General features: G+C 40.9%; 32 protein-coding genes. 28 read left to right on the forward strand and 4 right to left on the reverse strand.

Annotated features, from left to right (window positions below; translation table 11 throughout):
* Positions 1-2: 2 nt before the first annotated feature.
* From NE257_RS07915 to NE257_RS07925, 3 genes are all read left to right on the forward strand, one after another.
* A complete protein-coding gene (locus tag NE257_RS07915) occupies positions 3-821 on the forward strand; it encodes a purine-nucleoside phosphorylase (RefSeq protein WP_251886173.1) in 819 nt (272 codons plus the stop codon).
* Positions 822-833: 12 nt separating this feature from the next.
* Complete coding sequence (gene deoD / locus NE257_RS07920) at positions 834-1538, forward strand: purine-nucleoside phosphorylase (protein WP_007207642.1); 705 nt, start codon at positions 834-836, stop codon at positions 1536-1538.
* Positions 1539-1611: 73 nt separating this feature from the next.
* On the forward strand, positions 1612-2799 hold the full coding sequence (locus NE257_RS07925) for an iron-containing alcohol dehydrogenase (protein ID WP_040366272.1): 1188 nt from the start codon (positions 1612-1614) through the stop codon (positions 2797-2799).
* A 151-nt stretch (positions 2800-2950) separates the two neighbouring features.
* Here NE257_RS07925 and NE257_RS07930 read toward each other — a convergent pair whose 3' ends face one another.
* Together NE257_RS07930 and rpiA are read right to left on the reverse strand one after the other, a co-directional pair.
* The gene (locus NE257_RS07930; protein ID WP_251852006.1) at positions 2951-3637 is read right to left on the reverse strand and encodes a 2,3-diphosphoglycerate-dependent phosphoglycerate mutase; all 687 of its coding nucleotides are present in this window, start codon (positions 3635-3637) and stop codon (positions 2951-2953) included.
* An 87-nt stretch (positions 3638-3724) separates the two neighbouring features.
* On the reverse strand, positions 3725-4414 hold the full coding sequence (rpiA, locus tag NE257_RS07935; protein WP_251886174.1) for a ribose-5-phosphate isomerase RpiA: 690 nt from the start codon (positions 4412-4414) through the stop codon (positions 3725-3727).
* 299 nt (positions 4415-4713) lie between these two features.
* Between rpiA and rpsL the strand changes: the two genes are divergently transcribed.
* The 4 genes from rpsL to tuf all read left to right on the forward strand — a co-directional run bounded on the left by rpsL (position 4714) and on the right by tuf (position 9171).
* Entirely contained in the window at positions 4714-5127 is a 414-nt protein-coding gene (gene rpsL, locus NE257_RS07940) for a 30S ribosomal protein S12 (RefSeq protein ID WP_007207637.1), read from the forward strand.
* A 63-nt stretch (positions 5128-5190) separates the two neighbouring features.
* Complete coding sequence (gene rpsG / locus NE257_RS07945; RefSeq protein ID WP_007207636.1) at positions 5191-5661, forward strand: 30S ribosomal protein S7; 471 nt, start codon at positions 5191-5193, stop codon at positions 5659-5661.
* Between the two features lie 83 nt (positions 5662-5744).
* Complete coding sequence (gene fusA, locus NE257_RS07950; RefSeq protein WP_251886175.1) at positions 5745-7829, forward strand: elongation factor G; 2085 nt, start codon at positions 5745-5747, stop codon at positions 7827-7829.
* Between the two features lie 154 nt (positions 7830-7983).
* Positions 7984-9171 (forward strand): elongation factor Tu, encoded by a 1188-nt coding sequence (tuf, locus tag NE257_RS07955; RefSeq protein ID WP_007207634.1) that lies wholly within the window; start codon positions 7984-7986, stop codon positions 9169-9171.
* Between the two features lie 51 nt (positions 9172-9222).
* On the opposite strand, the gene NE257_RS07960 is transcribed toward tuf, so the two are convergent.
* On the reverse strand, positions 9223-9969 hold the full coding sequence (locus NE257_RS07960) for a nitroreductase family protein (protein WP_007207633.1): 747 nt from the start codon (positions 9967-9969) through the stop codon (positions 9223-9225).
* Entirely contained in the window at positions 9966-11375 is a 1410-nt protein-coding gene (locus tag NE257_RS07965; RefSeq protein ID WP_007207632.1) for an aminotransferase-like domain-containing protein, read from the reverse strand. The genes NE257_RS07960 and NE257_RS07965 overlap by 4 nt, the downstream gene beginning before the upstream one ends.
* A gap of 125 nt (positions 11376-11500) precedes the next feature.
* On the opposite strand from NE257_RS07965, the gene thiD reads away from it, so the two are divergent.
* The 21 genes from thiD (at position 11501) to rpmD (ending at position 21347) form a co-directional block, all read left to right on the forward strand.
* The gene (gene thiD / locus NE257_RS07970) at positions 11501-12319 is read left to right on the forward strand and encodes a bifunctional hydroxymethylpyrimidine kinase/phosphomethylpyrimidine kinase (RefSeq protein ID WP_251886176.1); all 819 of its coding nucleotides are present in this window, start codon (positions 11501-11503) and stop codon (positions 12317-12319) included.
* Positions 12320-12626: 307 nt separating this feature from the next.
* Positions 12627-12935: a 30S ribosomal protein S10 gene (gene rpsJ / locus NE257_RS07975; RefSeq protein WP_002389727.1), complete on the forward strand. Its 309-nt coding sequence runs from the start codon at positions 12627-12629 to the stop codon at positions 12933-12935.
* Positions 12936-12957: 22 nt separating this feature from the next.
* Positions 12958-13587 carry a 50S ribosomal protein L3 gene (gene rplC / locus NE257_RS07980; RefSeq protein ID WP_007207629.1) on the forward strand — a complete coding sequence of 210 codons (630 nt, stop codon included), beginning with the start codon at positions 12958-12960 and terminating at the stop codon, positions 13585-13587.
* 29 nt (positions 13588-13616) lie between these two features.
* The gene (gene rplD / locus NE257_RS07985) at positions 13617-14240 is read left to right on the forward strand and encodes a 50S ribosomal protein L4 (protein ID WP_007207628.1); all 624 of its coding nucleotides are present in this window, start codon (positions 13617-13619) and stop codon (positions 14238-14240) included.
* Complete coding sequence (locus tag NE257_RS07990; protein WP_251886177.1) at positions 14240-14527, forward strand: 50S ribosomal protein L23; 288 nt, start codon at positions 14240-14242, stop codon at positions 14525-14527. Before rplD ends, NE257_RS07990 begins: the two co-directional genes overlap by 1 nt.
* A gap of 41 nt (positions 14528-14568) precedes the next feature.
* Positions 14569-15402, forward strand: coding sequence for a 50S ribosomal protein L2 (rplB, locus tag NE257_RS07995; protein WP_251886178.1), 834 nt, complete (start codon positions 14569-14571; stop codon positions 15400-15402).
* Positions 15403-15444: 42 nt separating this feature from the next.
* A complete protein-coding gene (rpsS, locus tag NE257_RS08000; protein WP_007207625.1) occupies positions 15445-15723 on the forward strand; it encodes a 30S ribosomal protein S19 in 279 nt (92 codons plus the stop codon).
* A 20-nt stretch (positions 15724-15743) separates the two neighbouring features.
* Positions 15744-16091 carry a 50S ribosomal protein L22 gene (gene rplV, locus NE257_RS08005; RefSeq protein WP_007207624.1) on the forward strand — a complete coding sequence of 116 codons (348 nt, stop codon included), beginning with the start codon at positions 15744-15746 and terminating at the stop codon, positions 16089-16091.
* A 13-nt stretch (positions 16092-16104) separates the two neighbouring features.
* The gene (gene rpsC, locus NE257_RS08010; RefSeq protein WP_007207623.1) at positions 16105-16761 is read left to right on the forward strand and encodes a 30S ribosomal protein S3; all 657 of its coding nucleotides are present in this window, start codon (positions 16105-16107) and stop codon (positions 16759-16761) included.
* A 2-nt stretch (positions 16762-16763) separates the two neighbouring features.
* Positions 16764-17198: a 50S ribosomal protein L16 gene (rplP, locus tag NE257_RS08015; protein WP_007207622.1), complete on the forward strand. Its 435-nt coding sequence runs from the start codon at positions 16764-16766 to the stop codon at positions 17196-17198.
* Positions 17188-17376, forward strand: coding sequence for a 50S ribosomal protein L29 (gene rpmC / locus NE257_RS08020; RefSeq protein ID WP_007207621.1), 189 nt, complete (start codon positions 17188-17190; stop codon positions 17374-17376). The genes rplP and rpmC overlap by 11 nt, the downstream gene beginning before the upstream one ends.
* Before the next feature lie 24 nt (positions 17377-17400).
* A complete protein-coding gene (rpsQ, locus tag NE257_RS08025; protein ID WP_007207620.1) occupies positions 17401-17667 on the forward strand; it encodes a 30S ribosomal protein S17 in 267 nt (88 codons plus the stop codon).
* 59 nt (positions 17668-17726) lie between these two features.
* Positions 17727-18095, forward strand: a complete 369-nt coding sequence (gene rplN, locus NE257_RS08030; RefSeq protein ID WP_007207619.1) for a 50S ribosomal protein L14 — start codon at positions 17727-17729, stop codon at positions 18093-18095.
* A 34-nt stretch (positions 18096-18129) separates the two neighbouring features.
* Positions 18130-18441, forward strand: coding sequence for a 50S ribosomal protein L24 (rplX, locus tag NE257_RS08035; protein ID WP_007207618.1), 312 nt, complete (start codon positions 18130-18132; stop codon positions 18439-18441).
* A gap of 28 nt (positions 18442-18469) precedes the next feature.
* Positions 18470-19009, forward strand: coding sequence for a 50S ribosomal protein L5 (rplE, locus tag NE257_RS08040; RefSeq protein ID WP_007207617.1), 540 nt, complete (start codon positions 18470-18472; stop codon positions 19007-19009).
* Positions 19010-19027: 18 nt separating this feature from the next.
* Positions 19028-19213, forward strand: a complete 186-nt coding sequence (locus NE257_RS08045) for a type Z 30S ribosomal protein S14 (RefSeq protein WP_007207616.1) — start codon at positions 19028-19030, stop codon at positions 19211-19213.
* Between the two features lie 35 nt (positions 19214-19248).
* Entirely contained in the window at positions 19249-19647 is a 399-nt protein-coding gene (gene rpsH / locus NE257_RS08050; protein ID WP_251852010.1) for a 30S ribosomal protein S8, read from the forward strand.
* A gap of 31 nt (positions 19648-19678) precedes the next feature.
* Positions 19679-20215: a 50S ribosomal protein L6 gene (gene rplF, locus NE257_RS08055; protein WP_007207614.1), complete on the forward strand. Its 537-nt coding sequence runs from the start codon at positions 19679-19681 to the stop codon at positions 20213-20215.
* 60 nt (positions 20216-20275) lie between these two features.
* Positions 20276-20632, forward strand: a complete 357-nt coding sequence (rplR, locus tag NE257_RS08060; RefSeq protein ID WP_040366268.1) for a 50S ribosomal protein L18 — start codon at positions 20276-20278, stop codon at positions 20630-20632.
* A gap of 20 nt (positions 20633-20652) precedes the next feature.
* The gene (gene rpsE / locus NE257_RS08065) at positions 20653-21153 is read left to right on the forward strand and encodes a 30S ribosomal protein S5 (protein ID WP_007207612.1); all 501 of its coding nucleotides are present in this window, start codon (positions 20653-20655) and stop codon (positions 21151-21153) included.
* A 14-nt stretch (positions 21154-21167) separates the two neighbouring features.
* Positions 21168-21347 (forward strand): 50S ribosomal protein L30, encoded by a 180-nt coding sequence (gene rpmD, locus NE257_RS08070; RefSeq protein ID WP_007207611.1) that lies wholly within the window; start codon positions 21168-21170, stop codon positions 21345-21347.
* The last annotated feature ends 29 nt before the right edge of the window (positions 21348-21376 follow it).

Below are 21376 nucleotides of genomic sequence, written 5' to 3' on the forward strand. Positions count from 1 at the left end.
GAATGACAACGTTAGAAAACAAATTGCAAGAGACAACTGCTTACATGAAAGAAGCTGGCGTTGGCGCCATCGACTTTGGCTTGATTTTAGGATCGGGCTTAGGTGAGTTAGCCGATGAAATCGAACAACCAGTGGTGATTTCGTACGATGAGATTCCTCATTTTCCAGCATCGACAGTAGTAGGCCATGCGGGAAAATTGGTATATGGTACATTGTCAGGTAAGAAAGTATTAGCCATGCAAGGTCGCTTTCATTTTTATGAAGGTCATTCTATGGCGACAGTCACGTATCCAGTACGCGTGATGGCAGCATTACAGGCGCATTCATTAATTGTGACGAATGCATGTGGTGGTGTAAACGAAACATTTGCACCAGGAGATTTAATGGTGATTAGCGACCATATTAACTTCATGGGGACGAACCCATTGATTGGTCCAAATGATGAAAAGATGGGACCACGCTTCCCAGACATGAGTCATGCATATGATTTGGATTACCAAGTGACGGCAAAACGTATAGCAGCACAAGCCAATATTGACATCAAAGAAGGCGTATATATGGGCTTCACGGGACCTACGTATGAAACACCTGCTGAAATTCGTTTGGCAAGAACGATTGGAGCGGATGCAGTAGGTATGTCGACTGTACCCGAAGTCATCGTCGCTGTGCATAGTGGCTTGCGTGTCTTAGGTATTTCTTGTATCACGAATTTGGCTGCTGGTATGCAACATGAACTCAATCATGAAGAAGTAGTTGAAACAACCCAACGTGTGAAGCAATCATTCAAGACGTTGATCAAACAAACATTGCAAGAACTATAAAGGAGAGACAATATGAGTGTTCATATCGAAGCAAAAACAGGAGAAATTGCAGACAAGATTTTATTGCCAGGCGATCCATTGCGGGCGAAATACATTGCAGAGACATTTTTAGAAAATCCGGTTTGCTACAATCAAGTACGCGGTATGCTAGGCTATACAGGAACATATAAAGGTGAACGAGTATCCGTCCAAGGTACTGGGATGGGGATGCCATCTGCTAGCATCTATGCACAAGAATTAATTCAATCCTATGGTGTAAAAAAATTGATTCGTGTGGGAACATGCGGAGCGATTTCAAAAGATGTCCATGTGCGTGATTTAGTTATTGCTCAAGGGGCAGTCACAAGCTCTTCCATGGTGCAAAAAAACTTCTCTAGTTTTCACTTTGCGCCTATTGCTGACTTTCAGTTATTAAAAACAGCGTATGAATTAGCCACAGCTTCTGGTGTGACGACTCACGTGGGCAATATCTTGTCTGAAGATACCTTTTATAAAGACGATATGACCGAAACGTTGCAATTAGCAGAGCTTGGTGTCATGGGTGTTGAGATGGAGGCGGCAGCGTTGTATTACTTAGGTGCCAAATTTCATGTACAAACACTGGCTATTTGTACAGTGAGCGATCACATCGTCACTGGTGAAGAAACGACAGCAGCCGAAAGACAAACGACATTTAATGATATGATGACTATTGGCTTGGAAACACTGATAGGCTAATGGAACGAAAAAAGGATGGAACCACTAAGTTCCCATCCTTTTTGTAACTTATAAAAGAAAGGATGAAAGAAAAATGGAGAATTTTCGATTTCATGTAACGACCGATATTCGCTTCGGAAAAGATCGCTTAGATGAACTGCCTGACGTGTTAAATCAATTTGGCAAACGCGTGTTAGTAGTCTATGGAGGCGGCAGTATCAAGCGTAATGGTCTATATGATCAAGTGATGAGTCAGCTAGCTAAAAATGACAATGAAGTCTTTGAATTAAGTGGTGTTGATCCGAACCCGCGAATTGAAACAGTGGAGCAAGGGGCCGAACTTTGCCGCAAAGAAAAGATTGATGTGATTTTAGCCGTTGGTGGAGGCTCAGTCATTGATTGTAGCAAGGCCATCGCAGGAGGTACGTATGCTTCTGGTGATTTATGGGAGATGGTGACCAAGCGCGCCTATCTGGGGCAAGCAGTACCGTTAGTCACGATTTTGACTTTGGCAGCGACAGGTAGTGAGATGAATCGCGGGTCAGTTATTTCAAATTTAAAAACGAAGCAAAAACTAGGCTTTGGCGGTCCGAATTTCTTACCGAAAGTCTCATTCTTAGATCCGACAAATACGTATAGTGTAAATGCGTACCAAACAGCGGCTGGCTCTGCAGATATATTCAGTCACTTAATGGAAAATTACTTCGATTTAACACCAGGAACAGAAGTGGAAGATGGCATTGCTGAGGGATTGATGCGAGCAGTAATCAAAAATGTTCCCGTAGCGCTAGATACACCGAATGATTATGACGCACGAGCAAATCTAATGTGGGCAAGCAGCTTGGCATTAAATGGCTTAACAGGTGCTTCAAAGGCTGGAACGTGGTCGTGCCATGCGATGGAGCATGAACTAAGTGCGTTTTATGATATTACACATGGTGTGGGGTTAGCGATTTTGACTCCGCGTTGGATGGCGCATGTGCTAAATGAGCGGACAACGCCTAAGCTTGCTCGTTACGCAAAAGAAGTCTGGGGTGTGCAAGAAGCAGTCCCTGAATTAGCTGCTCGTATGGGAATTCAAAAGTTGACTGATTATTTTGTTGCTTGTGGCATTCCAATGACATTACCTGAAGTTGGTATAACTGACGAGACCAATTTTGAAGCGATGGCTGAACAAGCAGTAGCAAGTAGCGCAATTGCGACAAAGGCGTTTGAGCCTTTAACCAAAGAAGATGTGGTAGCGATCTATCAAGCTTGTATGACACCGACTACTTATTTATAAAAAGTTGGGGCAACAGCGGATCGCTACAAGTAATAAGGGTTCAGATATAGCTTTGTATTGCTAAATCCAAATGAAACGATGAGACCAGAAACTAAATAATTCTGTCTCAGACGTGAAAAAAAGCGCTCCTTCATAAGAAGGAGCGTCTTTTTTATAAATAGTATTTTTTCGCTACTGATAAATTATCGTTCAATTCATAAACTAATGGTTGACCAGTTGGGATTTCTAAGTCCATGATGTCTTCGTCTGAAATTTGTTCGATGTGTTTTGCAAGCGCGCGTAATGAATTCCCGTGAGCTGCAACTAAAACTGTTTTACCATCTTTCAAAGCAGGAGCGATTTGATCTTGCCAGAATGGTAATGCGCGTTCTAGAGTAACTTTTAAGTTTTCTCCACCCGGAACGTCGCGAGGGTCTAATTTAGCGTAACGACGGTCGTTTGCTGCAGAACCTTCATCAGATGCTTCCATCAATGGAGGCAATACATCGTAAGAACGACGCCAAATGTGTACTTGGTCATCTCCGTATTTTTCAGCAGTTTCTTTTTTGTTTAGGCCTTGTAATTTACCGTAGTGACGTTCGTTTAAGCGCCAAGATTTTACTTGTGGCACCCATAGTTGGTCAGAGTATTCTAAAATGTAGTTACAAGTTTTGATGGCGCGAGTTAAGACAGAAGTATAGGCAATATCGAATTCAATCCCTGCTTCTTTAATTTTGCGGCCACCTTCTTTGGCTTCTTCTACACCTTCTGGAGCTAAATCAACATCTGCCCAACCAGTAAATTGGTTCAATTTGTTCCATTCACTTAATCCATGACGAGAAAAAACTAATTTTGGCATAAAAAAACTCTCCTTTGTGTTGTTTTCCGAAATTTTTCATTCCAATATTCATTGTACACTTTTTCTCAAATTTTTTCTATGAAAAAATCATTTGCTTTTACGAGAAGGGACGACGATGGTTTTTACACCATCTTCTTGACCGATAATCACTGTCTGAACCATCTCCAAAAACAAGCCATGCTCGACCACACCGACGAGTTGATTGAGTTCTTCATTTAGAGCGTGAGGCTGCTCGATGACGTCTAAGTGTAGATCAATGATATGGTGCTGGCAATCAGTGACTAACGGCTCACCATCAGCAGTCAGGCGAAAAGATGGGTGATATCCTTTTTTTTCAAAAAGTTGGAACAGTTGCTTTTCACCGTAAGGAACAACTTCAACTGGCAATGGAAAACGGCCAAGTTTTGTCACGAGTTTGGATTGATCGACAATCCAGATGACTTGTTTGGCATAACTAGCGACGATTTTTTCAAAGAGCAGGGCGGCACCGCCACCTTTTATTCCTTGAAAGTCAGCAGATATTTCATCGGCGCCATCAATGACTAGGTCGATATAGGAGACTTCGTCGATTGTTTTGACTGGGATACCTAAGGCTTTTGCTTGTTCGCGTGAAGCGAATGAGGTAGGCACACCTTGGATATGCAGCCCTTCTTCTTGCACTCTTCTCCCTAATTCTTCGATGAAATAATACGCAGTTGATCCTGTACCTAACCCGACAATCATATCATCTTTCACATATGAAGCAGCTTCAATCCCAACCATTTGTTTTAAATTCATAGCGACCACCTTTGATGTTTGATGAGTTCATTATAATAGGAAATGAGTAAATTAGATAGCGCTTCATTTAAAAATAAGGAGTGATAGCTGAAATTTTTAGAAACGAGGAGAAAAGGTTTGACAGATTTGTTTTCCCGTGCTATTCTATCAAAGGTGCTTTAATTACAGGTCTCTCGTCGAGACGTGCTGACTGTTGGAAGTACACAGAAATGCGCATGATGCATTATTTTTTATCGAAAAAAAAGAACCACCTGGATGTGTGGGTCTATATAATGAACCAGGAAGGAGGATGACAAGGGATGCCTACAATTAATCAATTAGTACGTAAACCTCGTAAATCTAAGGTTGAAAAATCAAATTCACCTGCATTGAACAAAGGATACAACAGTTTCAAAAAAACTCAAACTAACGTGAGTTCACCTCAAAAGCGTGGGGTAGCTACTCGTGTGGGTACCATGACACCGAAGAAACCGAACTCAGCTTTACGTAAATATGCCCGTGTTCGTTTGTCTAACTTAATTGAAGTAACTGCTTATATCCCAGGTATCGGCCATAACTTACAAGAACACAGTGTTGTGTTACTTCGTGGTGGACGTGTAAAAGACTTACCAGGGGTACGTTACCATATCGTACGTGGTGCGTTAGATACTGCCGGCGTGAACGATCGTAAACAATCTCGTTCTAAATACGGTACAAAACGCCCTAAAGCGTAATAAACCATTTAATGAAAACAAATAAGAACATAAAATAACATTTTTCGGAAGGAGGAGTTACGGATGCCTCGTAAAGGTCCTGTTGCAAAACGTGATGTTTTACCAGATCCTATTTATAACTCAAAATTAGTAACTCGCTTAATTAACCGTGTCATGATTGACGGAAAACGTGGGGTTGCTGCTAACATTATCTATAATGCCTTTGACATTATTAAAGAATCTACAGGCAATGAACCATTGGAAGTTTTCGAACAAGCAATGAAAAACATCATGCCAGTATTAGAAGTAAAAGCTCGTCGTGTTGGGGGTTCAAACTATCAAGTGCCGATCGAAGTTCGCCCTGAACGTCGTACAACTCTAGGCCTTCGTTGGGTTGTTAACTACGCTCGTTTGCGTGGAGAACACACAATGGAAGAACGTCTAGCGAAAGAAATCATGGATGCTGCTAACAACACTGGAGCTTCTGTTAAAAAACGCGAAGATACTCACAAAATGGCGGATGCAAACCGTGCATTTGCTCATTATCGTTGGTAAGATCCTCTCTGCATTTGCATATCATTTAGCAGAAGGTATAGATGGCAACCATTTACTCGAACTGAGAGGAGAACAAACCTAAAATGGCAAGAGAATTTTCTTTAGAAAACACTCGTAACATTGGGATCATGGCCCACGTTGATGCTGGTAAAACAACAACAACAGAACGTATCTTGTACTATACAGGTAAAATCCACAAAATTGGTGAAACGCATGAAGGTGCATCACAAATGGACTGGATGGAACAAGAACAAGAACGTGGGATTACAATTACTTCAGCCGCTACTACTGCGCAATGGAAAGGGAATCGTGTAAACATTATCGATACTCCTGGACACGTGGACTTCACAATTGAAGTACAACGTTCATTACGCGTACTTGATGGTGCGGTAACTGTATTGGATTCACAATCAGGTGTAGAACCACAAACTGAAACTGTTTGGCGCCAAGCGACAGAATACGGTGTACCACGTGTTGTATTCTGTAACAAAATGGATAAAATTGGGGCAGATTTCTTGTACTCTGTATCAACATTGCATGATCGTTTACAAGCAAATGCTCACCCAATTCAATTGCCAATCGGTGCAGAAGATGATTTCACTGGAATCATCGACTTAGTAACAATGAAAGCTGAAATTTACACAAACGACTTAGGTACGGAAATTCAAGAAACTGAAATTCCAGAAGAATACCGTGAACAAGCTGAAGAATGGCGTGAAAAATTAGTCGAAGCTGTAGCTGATACAGACGAAGACCTAATGATGAAATTCTTAGAAGGTGAAGAAATTACCATCGACGAATTAAAAGAAGCTATCCGTAAAGCAACAATCTCAGTAGACTTCTTCCCAGTTCTTTGTGGAACAGCCTTTAAAAACAAAGGGGTTCAATTATTATTGGACGCAGTTATCGATTATTTACCTGCTCCAACTGATATCCCTGCAATCAAAGGGGTTAACCCTAAGACAGACGAAGAAACAGATCGTCCAGCCGATGATTCAGCTCCATTTGCATCATTAGCATTTAAAGTGATGACTGACCCATTCGTAGGTCGTTTGACATTCTTCCGTGTTTATTCAGGTGTGTTAGAATCTGGTTCATACGTTTTAAATGCTTCAAAAGGCAAACGCGAACGTATCGGACGTATTCTACAAATGCACGCCAACACACGTAAAGAAATCGAAAAAGTTTATTCAGGTGACATCGCGGCAGCTGTTGGATTGAAAGATACAACAACTGGAGATACACTATGTGCAGAAGACTCACCGGTTATCTTGGAATCAATCGAATTCCCTGATCCAGTTATCGAAGTTGCTGTTGAACCTAAATCAAAAGCAGACCAAGATAAAATGGGTATTGCCCTTCAAAAACTAGCTGAAGAAGATCCTTCATTCCGTGTAACAACAAACGTTGAAACGGGTGAAACGGTTATCGCTGGTATGGGTGAATTGCACTTAGACGTATTAGTAGACCGTATGCGTCGTGAATTTAAAGTAGAAGCGAACGTTGGTGCGCCTCAAGTTTCTTACCGTGAAACATTCCGTTCTGCAACTCAAGCAGAAGGTAAATTTGTACGCCAATCAGGTGGTAAAGGTCAATACGGACACGTATGGATTGAATTTACACCGAATGAAGAAGGTGGCGGTTTCGCGTTTGAAAATGCAATCGTTGGTGGGGTAGTTCCTCGTGAATACATCCCAGCTGTTGAAAAAGGATTGGAAGACGCTATGGCAAATGGTGTGCTTGCTGGTTATCCTTTAGTTGACATTAAAGCAAAACTTTATGATGGTTCATACCATGATGTCGATTCAAATGAAACAGCCTTCCGCGTTGCAGCATCTATGGCATTACGTGCCGCTGCGAAAAAAGCAAATCCAGTTATTCTAGAACCAATGATGAGAGTTACTGTGACTGTTCCTGAAGAATATTTAGGTGATGTAATGGGTCACGTAACTGCTCGACGTGGACGCGTAGAAGGTATGGAAGCACACGGTAACGCTCAAATCGTTAATGCGCTTGTACCATTATCAGAAATGTTTGGTTACGCAACAACGCTACGTTCTTCGACTCAAGGTCGCGGAACATTCATGATGGTCTTTGACCACTATGAAGATGTACCGAAATCAATTCAAGAAGAAATCATTAAGAAAAATGGCGGTAAAGCTGAATAATCTTAAATGATTTCGGAATTATTTTCAAAATACTATGTTTTTTGAGAAGTTTCGTGTACAATAATGAACGATGATATAGGAAAGGAATCGCTTGCGATTCCTTACTTATCAAATAAAAAAACACAAATTGTAAATTTTAGGAGGAACATTTAAAATGGCAAAAGAAAAATTTGACCGTTCTAAACCCCATGTAAACATTGGTACTATCGGACACGTTGACCATGGTAAAACTACATTAACAGCTGCAATTACAACTGTTTTAGCTAAAAAAGGTTTGGCTAAAGCTTCTGCTTACGACCAAATCGATGGCGCTCCAGAAGAACGCGAACGCGGAATCACAATCTCAACTGCTCACGTTGAGTACGAAACTGAAAACCGTCACTACGCTCACGTTGACTGCCCAGGTCACGCGGACTATGTTAAAAACATGATCACTGGTGCGGCTCAAATGGATGGAGCTATCTTAGTAGTTTCTGCTGCTGATGGTCCTATGCCTCAAACTCGTGAACATATCTTACTTTCACGTAACGTAGGTGTACCATACATCGTTGTTTTCTTAAACAAAATGGATATGGTTGATGACGAAGAATTATTAGAATTAGTAGAAATGGAAGTTCGTGATTTATTATCTGAATATGACTTCCCAGGCGATGACACTCCAGTTGTTGCAGGTTCTGCTTTGAAAGCTTTAGAAGGCGATCCTTCATACGAAGAAAAAATCTTAGAATTGATGGCTGCTGTTGACGAATATATCCCAACTCCAGTTCGTGATACTGACAAACCATTCATGATGCCAGTCGAAGACGTATTCTCAATTACTGGTCGTGGTACTGTTGCTACAGGTCGTGTTGAACGTGGACAAGTTCGCGTTGGTGACGTTGTAGAAATCGTAGGTATTGCTGACGAAACTGCTCAAACTACTGTAACAGGTGTTGAAATGTTCCGTAAATTATTAGACTACGCTGAAGCTGGTGACAACATTGGTGCGTTACTTCGTGGGGTTGCTCGCGAAAACATCCAACGTGGTCAAGTATTAGCTAAACCTTCTACAATTACTCCACACACAAAATTCACTGCTGAAGTGTATGTTTTAACTAAAGAAGAAGGTGGACGTCATACTCCATTCTTCACTAACTACCGTCCTCAATTCTACTTCCGTACAACTGACGTAACTGGTGTTGTAGAATTACCTGAAGGCGTTGAAATGGTAATGCCTGGGGATAACGTAACAATCGAAGTTGAATTAATCCACCCAATCGCTATCGAAGACGGAACTCGTTTCTCTATTCGTGAAGGCGGACGTACTGTTGGTTCAGGCGTTGTTTCTGAAATCAAAGCGTAAGCAAATTAATCAACAAAATGAAAAACGTGAGCGAATTTCGCTCACGTTTTTTTAGTTTTCAGTTTTTTCTTTGAAATCAAATAATTTTTGATTTTTGATAAAGTGATCGAGTTTTTGACTTGGTTGGTGAGCAAAGTAGTCAACAAATTTTTTGCTCCATCGCTTGGTTTCGCGAGCTTCGCCGAATGCTTCCATCGTTTCATCGTACGCTTCAATTAGGGCGTAGTCCGTTTCTTTATACGTATCGTAGTGGATGACAGCTTGCTCAGGCAAGCGCGGTTTGATTTTCATTTCGACAGTTGGTTTACCGATTGTTAAGCCTGCGATAGGCAAGACATAATCTGGTAGGTGAAGAAGTTCTTTTAATTCATCGACATGGCTACGCACGCTGCCGACAGGTACGGCACCTAACCCAAGTGATTCGGCAGCAATCAAAGCATTTTCAAGTGCTAAACTTGCATCAGTTGTAGCGATTAGTAGCGGATTTAGTCCGTCGCCGATTTGGTAGCTTGCTTGATTTTCTTTGGCGACTTGTTCTGTTCGTTTTAAGTCAGCTAGAAAGAGTAGAAAGACCGAGCTATTTAAGATATGAGGATTTCCCGGGTTCATGCGAATCATTTCTTCACGGATTTTTTTATCTTGGATGACGATAATCGAGTACATTTGACCGTTCATCCAGCTTGGTGCCTGCCGAGCTGCTGCCAAGATAGCTGATAATTGTTCTTTAGGTAAGGTATAGTTTTCGTCAAAGTGACGATAACTCCGGTGAGAAGTTAGTAGGTGAATAGTATCATTCATAATGGATCATCCTTTCGTAGTTGTTGTGTAATGGTCTGCATCCTAGTCACGAAGGAGCAGACTTGCTCTGATTTTAGTCGAGTATAGTTCACTCTACAAGACATTGTATCATTACTAAATAGAAAAGAGGGAGCTAGAAGTATCTCATGAGTAAGAAACCTTTCCCAGTCTTTGCGTTTTAAAGGCTGATGCTTCCAAGTCAGCCAATGATAGATACCGCCATTGATTGAATGGAGTTGCCAATCATTTGTCAATGAAGCAAATGCCGCATGGAATTGCTGCTCTTTTTGTTTTAGTTGCCGTAACAAAGTGGCATGTGTTTCCTGATAACCTTGGTCGCTTAAGGCTTGGTAAGCAAGTAGCTGCGGAAATAAATCGGTCGTCAAATCCAGTCGTTCTTTTGTTTCGGAGAATGCTTGGATGAGGGCTTTTGGAGCGAGTATCCAGCCGATTTTGATTAACGGTGAGAGAATTTTAGATAGAGATCCTAAATAAATGACTTGATCTGGTGCCAGTTCTTTTAGTGTTGGCGGTACGGATTGAAAGTGTAATTCGGCAAATATATCGTCTTCGATAATTGGTATTTGATACGTTTGGCAAATGGCAATAATTTGCTTGCGTCGATGGAGCGACATCGTTTTTCCAGTTGGATTTTGGTGCGTGGGATTCAGATAGAGTAGCTGAATCGTCTTTTTTTTGCACGCAGCCAAGAGTCCTTGGGCGGAGAGACCTTCATCATCTTGTGGAATACCTTCAAGCTTGATGCCTAATGAAGCAAAATACGGTAGAGCGAATAAAAAGGAAGGGTCTTCCGTTGCGACACAGTCTCCTTTTTTGACGAATGTTTGCAAGATAATTTGTAGTCCTTGGGTGGAGCCGGCTGTTACCAAAAGTTGCTGGAAGTTCATCGCGACGTGCATGCTTTGTTGCAGTCGTTCTTTTAATAAGTGTAAGAGAGGCAAGTACCCGCTTGTGGTATTTTGCGTTGCCTTTTTGAGAATTTGTTCCCATGATATTTCTGGAAAGGAAAAGTTAGGAATCAACTCAGCTGGCAATTCACCGGTCAAAAGATCGATAGTGGTTGCCGAATGGGTCTGCTCTTTCATTTTCTTTAAATACGGATCTTCTTGAAGATTGGCTTGAGTAGGCAAGCTTGGCCAGTGTGCGAAAGGAGTTTGCCGGTTGGCCAGTTGACTTTGCGCGACTTGGGTACCGCTGCCTTGTTTGCGGACAATCCAGCCAAGGCTTGCTAGTTCATCGAGCGCGCGCACGACTGTCGAACGATTGACTTGCCATTGAGCCGCAATCGTCCGCTCTGGTGGCAAAGTGCTACCTGGTAGGAGCGCACCTTGCTCGATCTTTGCGACATACTCATTAATAATTTGTTGATAGAGAGGGACTTTCATGTCATCATCCTTCCATGTTTGAGTGCTGATGCATCTAATTGTTAATTGGATGGTTTAAAAATAATCCAATTGGTTGTTTCCGTCAAGAAGTTTACTAAGTATACTTAAAAAAAGGACGTGATAGTATGGAAAAGGTTTTAACAATTGCAGGATCAGATTCAACCGGTGGAGCCGGGTTACAAGCGGATTTGAAAACATTTGAAGAGTATGGAGTTTTTGGTTTTTCGAGTATCACCTCGATTGTAACGATGAATCCCGAGAATGGGTGGTCTCATCAAGTGACCGAACTGTCTGATGAACTATTAAAAGAACAATTGATTTCGGTGTTTGCTGGTGGACCAGTTGCTGCAATTAAAACAGGGATGATGGGCAATGAACGGAACATTGAAGTTGCCAGTCAGTATTTGACAAAGGAATACACGGCGCACGTGGTGATTGACCCTGTGATTGCTTGCAAAGGTACGGCGCAAATTCTTCAACCTAAAAGTGTCGAAGGAATCAAAACATTTCTTCTACCGAAAGCTGAAGTAGTGACACCGAATTTAATCGAAGCGGGCATTTTATCTGAACTGGGGGATCTTGCGACAGTCGATGAAATGAAGGAGGCCGCAAAACGCATTGCAGCGTATGGCGCGAAGTATGTGGTGATTAAGGGTGGCCGTCGTTTGGCTACTGATCGAGCGATTGATTTGTTTTATGATGGGACCGACTTTGAATTATTAGAAGGAACGATGCATCAAACCAATAGCAATCATGGTGCGGGTTGTACCTTTGCTGCTGCTGTAACGGCAGGATTAGCCAAAGGAAAGTCAGCAATTGATTCAGTAGTCTTGGCCAAAGACTTTGTTTCCAAAGCCATTGAAGCAGGTGTTATCATTAATCCCTATGTAGGACACGTGTGGCATGGGGCATACAATCAGGCAGAGAAACGGATGAACATGTAGAAAAAAAGCTACTATTATACTAATATACTAAATGAAAACTTTCCTTTATCAAACGAGCAGAAGTGATGAAGGAAAGTTTTTTATTTCTTTGATTTTTTGGTAGAAAGTTCTTGCTATTGCAGAAAAAACATACTATAATCATAAAGGTGCTGTTCAAAAAAATAGGAATAGTACTGGTAGAAAAGAATTTCTGCCGGCTAGGAAACGAGAGGTTGCGACACGCCCGGACGCTTTGCCATGGACGAGCGTGACGGAAAATTTTCGTGGAGCTATGTCTACTTTTAAAATAGGCGAAGGAGGGAAAACAATGGCAAAACAAAAAATTCGTATCCGTTTAAAAGCGTATGAACATCGTATTTTAGATCAATCAGCGGATAAAATCGTAGAAACTGCAAAAAGAACTGGAGCTGACGTATCTGGTCCAATTCCATTACCAACTGAACGTAGTCTTTACACAGTTATCCGTGCGACACATAAATACAAAGATTCACGCGAACAATTCGAAATGCGTACACACAAACGTCTAATCGACATTGTGAATCCAACACCAAAAACAGTTGATGCTTTAATGAAGCTTGACTTACCGTCTGGTGTGAACATTGAAATTAAACTATAAAAATTAAGATGGAGGTGTAATCATGACCAAAGGAATCTTAGGGAAAAAAGTGGGAATGACTCAAATCTTCACTGAATCAGGTGAACTTATTCCAGTAACAGTTGTAGAAGCTACACCAAACGTAGTCCTACAATTAAAAACTGTTGAAAACGACGGCTACGAAGCTGTTCAAGTTGGTTACCAAGATTTACGTGAAGTTTTAAGTAACAAACCTGCGAAAGGTCATGTTGCAAAAGCAAACACGGCTCCTAAGCGCTTCATTCGCGAATTCAAGGATGTTGAGCTAGAGGGCTTAGAAGTAGGATCAGAAATTAAAGTTGACGCATTTCAAGCTGGAGACATCGTTGACGTGACAGGAACAACTAAAGGTAAAGGATTCCAAGGCGTTATCAAACGTCACGGACAAAGCCGCGGCCCAATGGCTCACGGTTCTCGTTACCACCGTCGTCCTGGATCAATGGGTCCAGTTGCACCAAACCGCGTGTTTAAAAACAAACACTTGGCAGGTCGTATGGGCGGCAACCGCGTAACAATCCAAAACTTGGAAATCGTTCGTGTTGATGCTGAACGCAATGTTATCCTAATCAAAGGTAACGTTCCTGGAGCGAAAAAATCATTGATTACAATAAAATCAGCTGTGAAAGCTAAATAAGTAGATAGGAAGAAAGGAGGAACTAAGGAATGCCGAATGTAGCATTATTTAAACAAGATGGAAGCCAAAATGGCGAAATTACTTTAAACGAAGAAATCTTCGGAATTGAACCAAATGAATCAGTTGTCTTTGATGCAATCATCATGCAACGTGCTTCATTAAGACAAGGAACACACGCTGTGAAAAATCGTAGCGCTGTTCGTGGTGGTGGCCGTAAACCATGGCGCCAAAAAGGAACAGGTCGTGCCCGTCAAGGTTCAATCCGTTCACCACAATGGCGTGGAGGTGGCGTTGTATTTGGACCAACACCACGTTCATACAGTTACAAACTTCCTAAAAAAGTTCGTCGCTTAGCAATGAAATCTGTTTTATCAGAAAAAGTTGCTTCAAATAACTTGGTAGCTGTTGAAGCATTAAGCTTTGATGCACCAAAAACAAAAGAATTTAAACAAGTTCTTGCTAACTTGTCTATTGACGCAAAAGTATTAGTAGTATTAGAAGAAGGAAACGACTTCGTAGCATTGTCTGCACGTAACTTACCAAACGTTTCTGTTGTTTCTGCTGATAACGTAAGCGTCCTAGACGTTGTATCAAACAACAAAGTGTTGGCAACGCAAACTGCTCTTACTCAAATTGAGGAGGTGCTTGCATAATGAACTTACTAGATATTATCAAAAAACCAGTTATCACTGAAAAATCAATGTTAGCCATGGACGAAAAGAAATACACTTTCGAAGTAGACACTCGCGCAAACAAGACTTTAGTGAAACAAGCTGTTGAAGCAGCATTTGGTGTTGAAGTGAAAAACGTAAACATCATCAACGTGCGTCCTAAATTTAAACGTATGGGTAAATATGCAGGATACACAAAAAAATGCCGCAAAGCGGTTGTAACATTAACTGAAGCTTCAAAAGAAATCGAATTATTCGCTGCTGAATAAGCATCATTTATTCAAAAAAATTAATAGGAGGGAAAAAAGACGTGGCTATTAAAAAGTACAAACCTACCTCAAATGGTCGCCGCAATATGACAAGTTCTGATTTCGCGGAAATCACTACTTCAACACCAGAAAAAACATTGTTGGCACCATTGAAAAATAATGCCGGTCGTAACAACAACGGACGTATTACAGTTCGCCATCAAGGTGGCGGTCACAAACGTCAATACCGTTTAGTTGACTTCAAACGTAACAAAGACAACGTTGTTGCTACAGTAAAAACAATTGAGTATGATCCAAACCGTTCTGCTAATATTGCATTAGTACATTACGAAGATGGAGTAAAAGCATACATCTTAGCACCAAAAGGATTAGAAGTTGGCATGACTGTCGTTTCTGGACCTGAAGCAGATATTAAAGTAGGGAACACATTACCATTGGCAAACATTCCAGTTGGTACAGTTGTCCACAATATCGAAATGAAACCAGGTAAAGGCGGACAATTAATCCGTTCAGCTGGTACAAGCGCTCAAGTATTAGGTAAAGAAGGAAAATACGTATTAATCCGCTTGAACTCAGGCGAAGTTCGTATGATCTTAGCTACTTGTCGTGCAACAATCGGTGCTGTTGGTAACGAACAACACGAATTAATCAACATCGGTAAAGCCGGTCGTTCTCGTTGGATGCGCAAACGCCCAACGGTTCGTGGTAGCGTAATGAACCCTAATGATCACCCACACGGTGGTGGTGAAGGTAAAGCTCCAGTTGGACGTAAAGCTCCAGTATCTCCATGGGGTCAACCAGCTCTTGGATACAAAACTCGTAACAAAAAAGCAAAATCAGACAAACTTATCGTTCGTCGTCGTAACACTAAATAATTTCTTTGACCATGTGTCGCACATTTTGAGAGGAGGTTCACCATGGGTCGTAGTTTAAAGAAAGGACCTTTTGTCGATGATCATTTGATGAAAAAGGTCGACGCACAACAAGGTGCTGAAAAGAAAAAAGTTATCAAAACTTGGTCACGTCGTTCGACAATCTTCCCGAGTTTTGTAGGATTTACAATTGCCGTCTATGATGGCCGTAAACATGTACCAGTTTACGTCCAAGAAGACATGGTAGGACATAAATTAGGTGAATTTGCACCAACTAGAACTTATCGTGGTCACGCAAGTGATGATAAGAAAACAAAACGTTAATTTGAGGGGAGGATATAAGAATGGCAGAACAAATTACGTCAGCTAAAGCAACTGCAAAAACAGTTCGCGTTTCTCCTCGCAAATCACGTATTGTGATTGATTTAATCAGAGGGAAAAATGTTGCTGAAGCAATTGCAATCTTAAAGTTCACGCCGAACAAAGCTGCAGGGGTCATTGAAAAAGTCCTAATGTCAGCTATTGCGAATGCAGAAAACAACTTTGATTTAGACGTTGAGAACTTGGTAGTATCTGAAGCATTTGTAAACGAAGGACCAACTATGAAACGTTTCCGTCCACGTGCAAAAGGTTCAGCTTCACCAATCAACAAACGTACAAGTCACATCACCGTAGTCGTATCAGAAAAATAAGGAGGGACATTCAGTGGGTCAAAAAGTACATCCAATTGGAATGCGTGTAGGCATTATCCGTGACTGGGATGCAAAATGGTATGCTGAAAAAGAGTATGCTGATTTTCTACACGAAGATTTAAGAATTCGTAAATTCATCGCATCTAAACTTGCTGATGCCGCTGTGTCGACAGTTGAAATCGAACGCGCTGCAAATCGCGTGAACGTATCAATTCACACAGCTAGACCAGGTATGGTTATCGGTAAAGGTGGATCTGAAGTCGAAAACCTAAGAAAAGAATTAAACAAATTAACTGGTAAAAAAGTACACATCAACATCGTGGAAATCAAAAAACCAGATTTAGATGCAAAATTAGTTGGCGAAGGCATCGCCCGTCAATTAGAAGGTCGTGTAGCTTTCCGTCGTGCACAAAAACAAGCAATTCAACGCTCAATGCGTGCTGGAGCTAAAGGAATCAAAACTCAAGTATCAGGTCGTTTAAACGGTGCAGATATTGCTCGTAGCGAAGGATACTCTGAAGGAACAGTTCCATTACACACATTACGTGCGGATATTGATTACGCATGGGAAGAAGCAGATACAACATACGGAAAACTAGGAGTTAAAGTGTGGATCTATCGTGGAGAAATTCTTCCAGCAAAAAAGAACACTGAGAAAGGAGGGAAATAAGCATGTTAGTACCTAAACGTGTAAAACACCGTCGTGAATTCCGTGGTAAAATGCGTGGAGAAGCGAAAGGTGGAAAAGAAGTTGCTTTTGGTGAATACGGCCTACAAGCTGTAGAATCTCACTGGATTACAAACCGTCAAATCGAAGCATCACGTATTGCCATGACTCGTTATATGAAACGTGGTGGGAAAGTATGGATCAAAATTTTCCCTCATAAATCTTATACTGCCAAAGCGATTGGGGTACGTATGGGTTCTGGTAAAGGGGCTCCTGAAGGTTGGGTATCTCCAGTAAAACGTGGTAAAATCATGTTTGAAATCGCTGGTGTACCTGAAGAAGTAGCTCGCGAAGCATTACGTCTTGCTTCACACAAATTACCAATGAAAACGAAAATCGTAAAACGTGAAGAAATGGGTGGTGAATCGAATGAAGGTTAAAGAAATCAGAGAATTAACCACTGCCGAAATGCTAGAACAAGAAAAACAATTAAAAGAAGAATTGTTTAACTTGAGATTCCAATTAGCAACAGGTCAATTAGAAAACACTGCACGTATTAAAGAAGTTCGTAAATCGATTGCACGCATTAAAACTGTGTTGCGTCAACAAGCTAACTAATTTTGGAAGGAGGCCATTTAACGTATGACTGAAGAAAGAAACCAACGCAAAGTTTATCAAGGTCGTGTGGTATCCGACAAAATGGATAAAACTATCACAGTTGTGGTTGAAACAAAGAAAAATCACCCAATCTACGGTAAACGTATGAACTATTCTAAGAAATACAAAGCACACGATGAAAACAACGAAGCAAAAGTTGGCGATATCGTGAAAATTATGGAAACTCGTCCATTATCAGCTACGAAACGTTTCCGTCTAGTAGAGATTGTTGAAAAAGCAGTGATTATTTAATCACACGAGGTTTTCCTATATAGATTGAATTTGCAAAATCTGAAAGGAGGATACACATCGTGATCCAACAAGAAAGTCGTTTAAAAGTTGCTGACAATTCAGGCGCTCGCGAAATCTTGACAATCAAAGTCCTTGGTGGTTCAGGTCGCAAAACTGCGAATATTGGAGACATCATTGTTGCTTCGGTTAAACAAGCAACGCCAGGCGGGGTTGTCAAAAAAGGTGACGTCGTTAAAGCTGTTATCGTTCGTACGAAAACAGGCGCTCGTCGTGCAGACGGTTCTTACATTAAATTTGATGAAAATGCTGCGGTAATTATCCGTGACGATAAGAGCCCACGTGGAACACGTATCTTTGGCCCAGTTGCTCGTGAACTACGCGAAAACAACTTCATGAAGATCGTTTCACTAGCACCAGAAGTTCTATAATTGTCACTTATTCTAAAGGAGGTGCGAAACAGTAATGTTTGTTAAAAAAGGCGATAAAGTTAAAGTTATCACTGGAAAAGACAAAAACAAAGAAGGCGTTGTATTAGCAGCGTTCCCGAAAAAAGATAAAGTCGTTGTTGAAGGTGTAAACGTTGTGAAAAAACACCAAAAACCTTCTCAAGCTGCTCCTCAAGGTGGAATCGTTGAAGTCGAAGCACCAATTCACGTTTCTAACGTGATGGTTATTGATCCTTCAAACGGTGAAGCTACACGTGTCGGCTATAAAGAAGTAGACGGTAAAAAAGTCCGCGTTTCTAAAAAAACCGGTGAAGTTCTAGACAAGTAATCAATCGAAGGAAGGAGGAGCTTACTAAATGAACCGCCTTAAAGAAAAATATACGAATGAAGTGGTTCCATCATTGATGGAAAAGTTTGAATATAGCTCAATCATGCAAGCACCAAAAGTTGATAAAATCGTTATCAACATGGGTGTGGGTGATGCAGTATCAAACGCAAAAAATTTAGATAAAGCAGTAGAAGAATTACAATTAATTTCAGGTCAAAAACCTTTAATTACAAAAGCCAAAAAATCTATCGCTGGATTCCGTTTACGTGAAGGAATGCCAATCGGAGCTAAAGTTACATTACGTGGCGAAAGAATGTACGAATTCTTAGACAAATTAGTGTCTGTATCTCTACCACGTGTACGTGACTTCCATGGTGTCAGCAAAAAAGCATTTGACGGACGTGGAAACTACACGTTAGGTGTGAAAGAACAATTAATCTTCCCAGAAGTAGATTATGATTTGGTAGATAAAGTACGTGGGATGGATATCGTTATTGTTACAACAGCGAACACAGATGAAGAATCTCGTGAGTTGTTAAAACAATTAGGCATGCCGTTCCAAAAATAAAAAAAGGAGGCGAACTACGTGGCTAAAAAATCAATGATTGCTAAAAACAAACGTCCAGCAAAACACTCAACCCAAGAGTATACTCGCTGTGAACGTTGTGGACGTCCACATTCAGTTTATCGTAAATTTAAACTTTGCCGTATTTGCTTCCGCGAACTTGCCTACAAAGGTCAAATTCCCGGCGTGAAGAAAGCTAGCTGGTAAACAAGTAAACTCGCATAAAGGAGGTAAATCATCTAATGGTCATGACAGATCCAATTGCAGATTTTCTAACTCGAATTCGTAATGCCAATATGGTGAAACACGAAGTTTTAGAAGTACCTGCTTCAAAAATCAAACGTGATATTGCAGAAATCTTGAAAAATGAAGGTTTCGTTCGCGATGTTGAATATATCGAAGATGACAAACAAGGCGTGATCCGTGTCTTCTTGAAATATGGAAAAAATGGTGAACGTGTTATCACTAACTTGAAACGTATCTCTAAACCAGGACTACGTGCTTACGTTAAATCTGACGAAGTACCAAAAGTCTTAAACGGTTTAGGAATTGCGATTATCTCAACTTCTGAAGGTGTTATCACTGATAAAGAAGCTAGAGCTAAAAATGTTGGCGGCGAAGTAGTCGCTTATGTATGGTAATCAAATAAATTACACAAGGAGGTGTCTCTAAGTGAGTCGTATCGGTAATAAGATTGTTGTTCTTCCTGCAGGCGTTGAAGTAAAGCAAAACGGAAGTGACATTACAGTTAAAGGACCTAAAGGTGAATTAACACGTACATTTTCAAAAGATATCGAAATGAAAATCGAAGGAAATGAAGTAACATTCACTCGTCCGGATGACAGCAAAGAAATGAAAACAATTCATGGAACTACACGCGCGAACTTCAACAACATGGTTGTTGGTGTTAGTGAAGGTTTCCAAAAAGCTTTAGAATTAATTGGGGTTGGATACCGTGCTCAATTACAAGGATCAAAACTTGTCTTGAACGTTGGTTATTCACATCCAGTTGAAATCGAAGCACCAGAAGGCATTACTATCGAAGTACCTGCCAATACTTCTGTTATTGTTAAAGGAATTAGCAAAGAAACAGTTGGTGAATTAGCAGCGAATATTCGTGGTGTGCGTCCGCCAGAACCATATAAAGGCAAAGGAATCCGCTATGTTGGTGAATTCGTTCGTCGTAAAGAAGGTAAAACTGGTAAATAATCGTAGACAACTCTGTTTACAAAAAATAGCATAACCAAAATAAATAAAGAGGTGACAATTGTGATTTCAAAACCAGATAAAAATAAGACACGCCAAAAAAGACATCGCCGTGTCCGTAACAAAATCTCTGGTACTGCTGAGTGCCCACGCTTGAACATTTTCCGTTCTAACAAAAACATCTACGCGCAAGTTATTGATGACGTAGCGGGTGTAACGCTAGCAAGTGCCTCTGCCTTAGATAAAGAAATTTCAGGTGGAAACAAAACAGAACAAGCACAAGCTGTCGGTAAATTAGTCGCAGAACGTGCAACAGAAAAAGGTATTAAAGAAGTAGTCTTTGACCGTGGTGGATACCTTTACCATGGCCGTGTAGCAGCTTTAGCTGAAGCAGCACGCGAAAATGGACTAGAATTTTAGGAGAAGGAGGAACACCATTCATGGTTTATATTGATCCAAAACACTTGGAATTAGAAGACCGCGTAGTTGGAATCAACCGTGTAACAAAAGTTGTAAAAGGTGGACGTCGTTTACGTTTCGCAGCTTTAGTTGTTGTCGGCGATAAAAATGGTCACGTTGGTTTCGGAACTGGTAAAGCTCAAGAAGTACCAGAAGCAATCCGTAAAGCTGTGGAAGATGCTAAGAAAAACTTAGTAGAAGTGCCAATGGTTGGTTCTACAATCCCTCACGAAGTAATCGGTGTATTTGGCGGTGGACGCATCTTAATGAAACCTGCTGTAGAAGGTTCTGGAGTAGCTGCTGGTGGACCAGTTCGTGCCGTATTGGAATTAGCTGGGGTAGCTGATATCACATCTAAATCATTAGGTTCAAACACACCAATCAACGTTGTTCGCGCAACAGTTGATGGCTTAAAACAATTAAAACGTGCTGAAGAAGTAGCTTCACTTCGCGGCAAATCAGTTGAAGAAATTATCGGGTAAGGAGGACAACTATAATGGCTGAATTAAAAATTACATTAAAACGCAGTATTATTGGACGTCCTCAAAACCAACGTGCAACTGTTAAAGCGTTAGGTCTTGGTAAAGTGAACAGCTCTGTAGTGAAACCAGCTAATGATGCAATCAAAGGCATGGTTAACACAGTTTCTCACTTAGTGGACGTAGAAGAAGTTTAAAAAATTAGATTTAGTTTGATTAAGGAGGT

This window comes from Enterococcus italicus (assembly GCF_023743875.1).
GTDB classification, from domain to species: Bacteria; Bacillota; Bacilli; order Lactobacillales; family Enterococcaceae; genus Enterococcus_G; species Enterococcus_G italicus.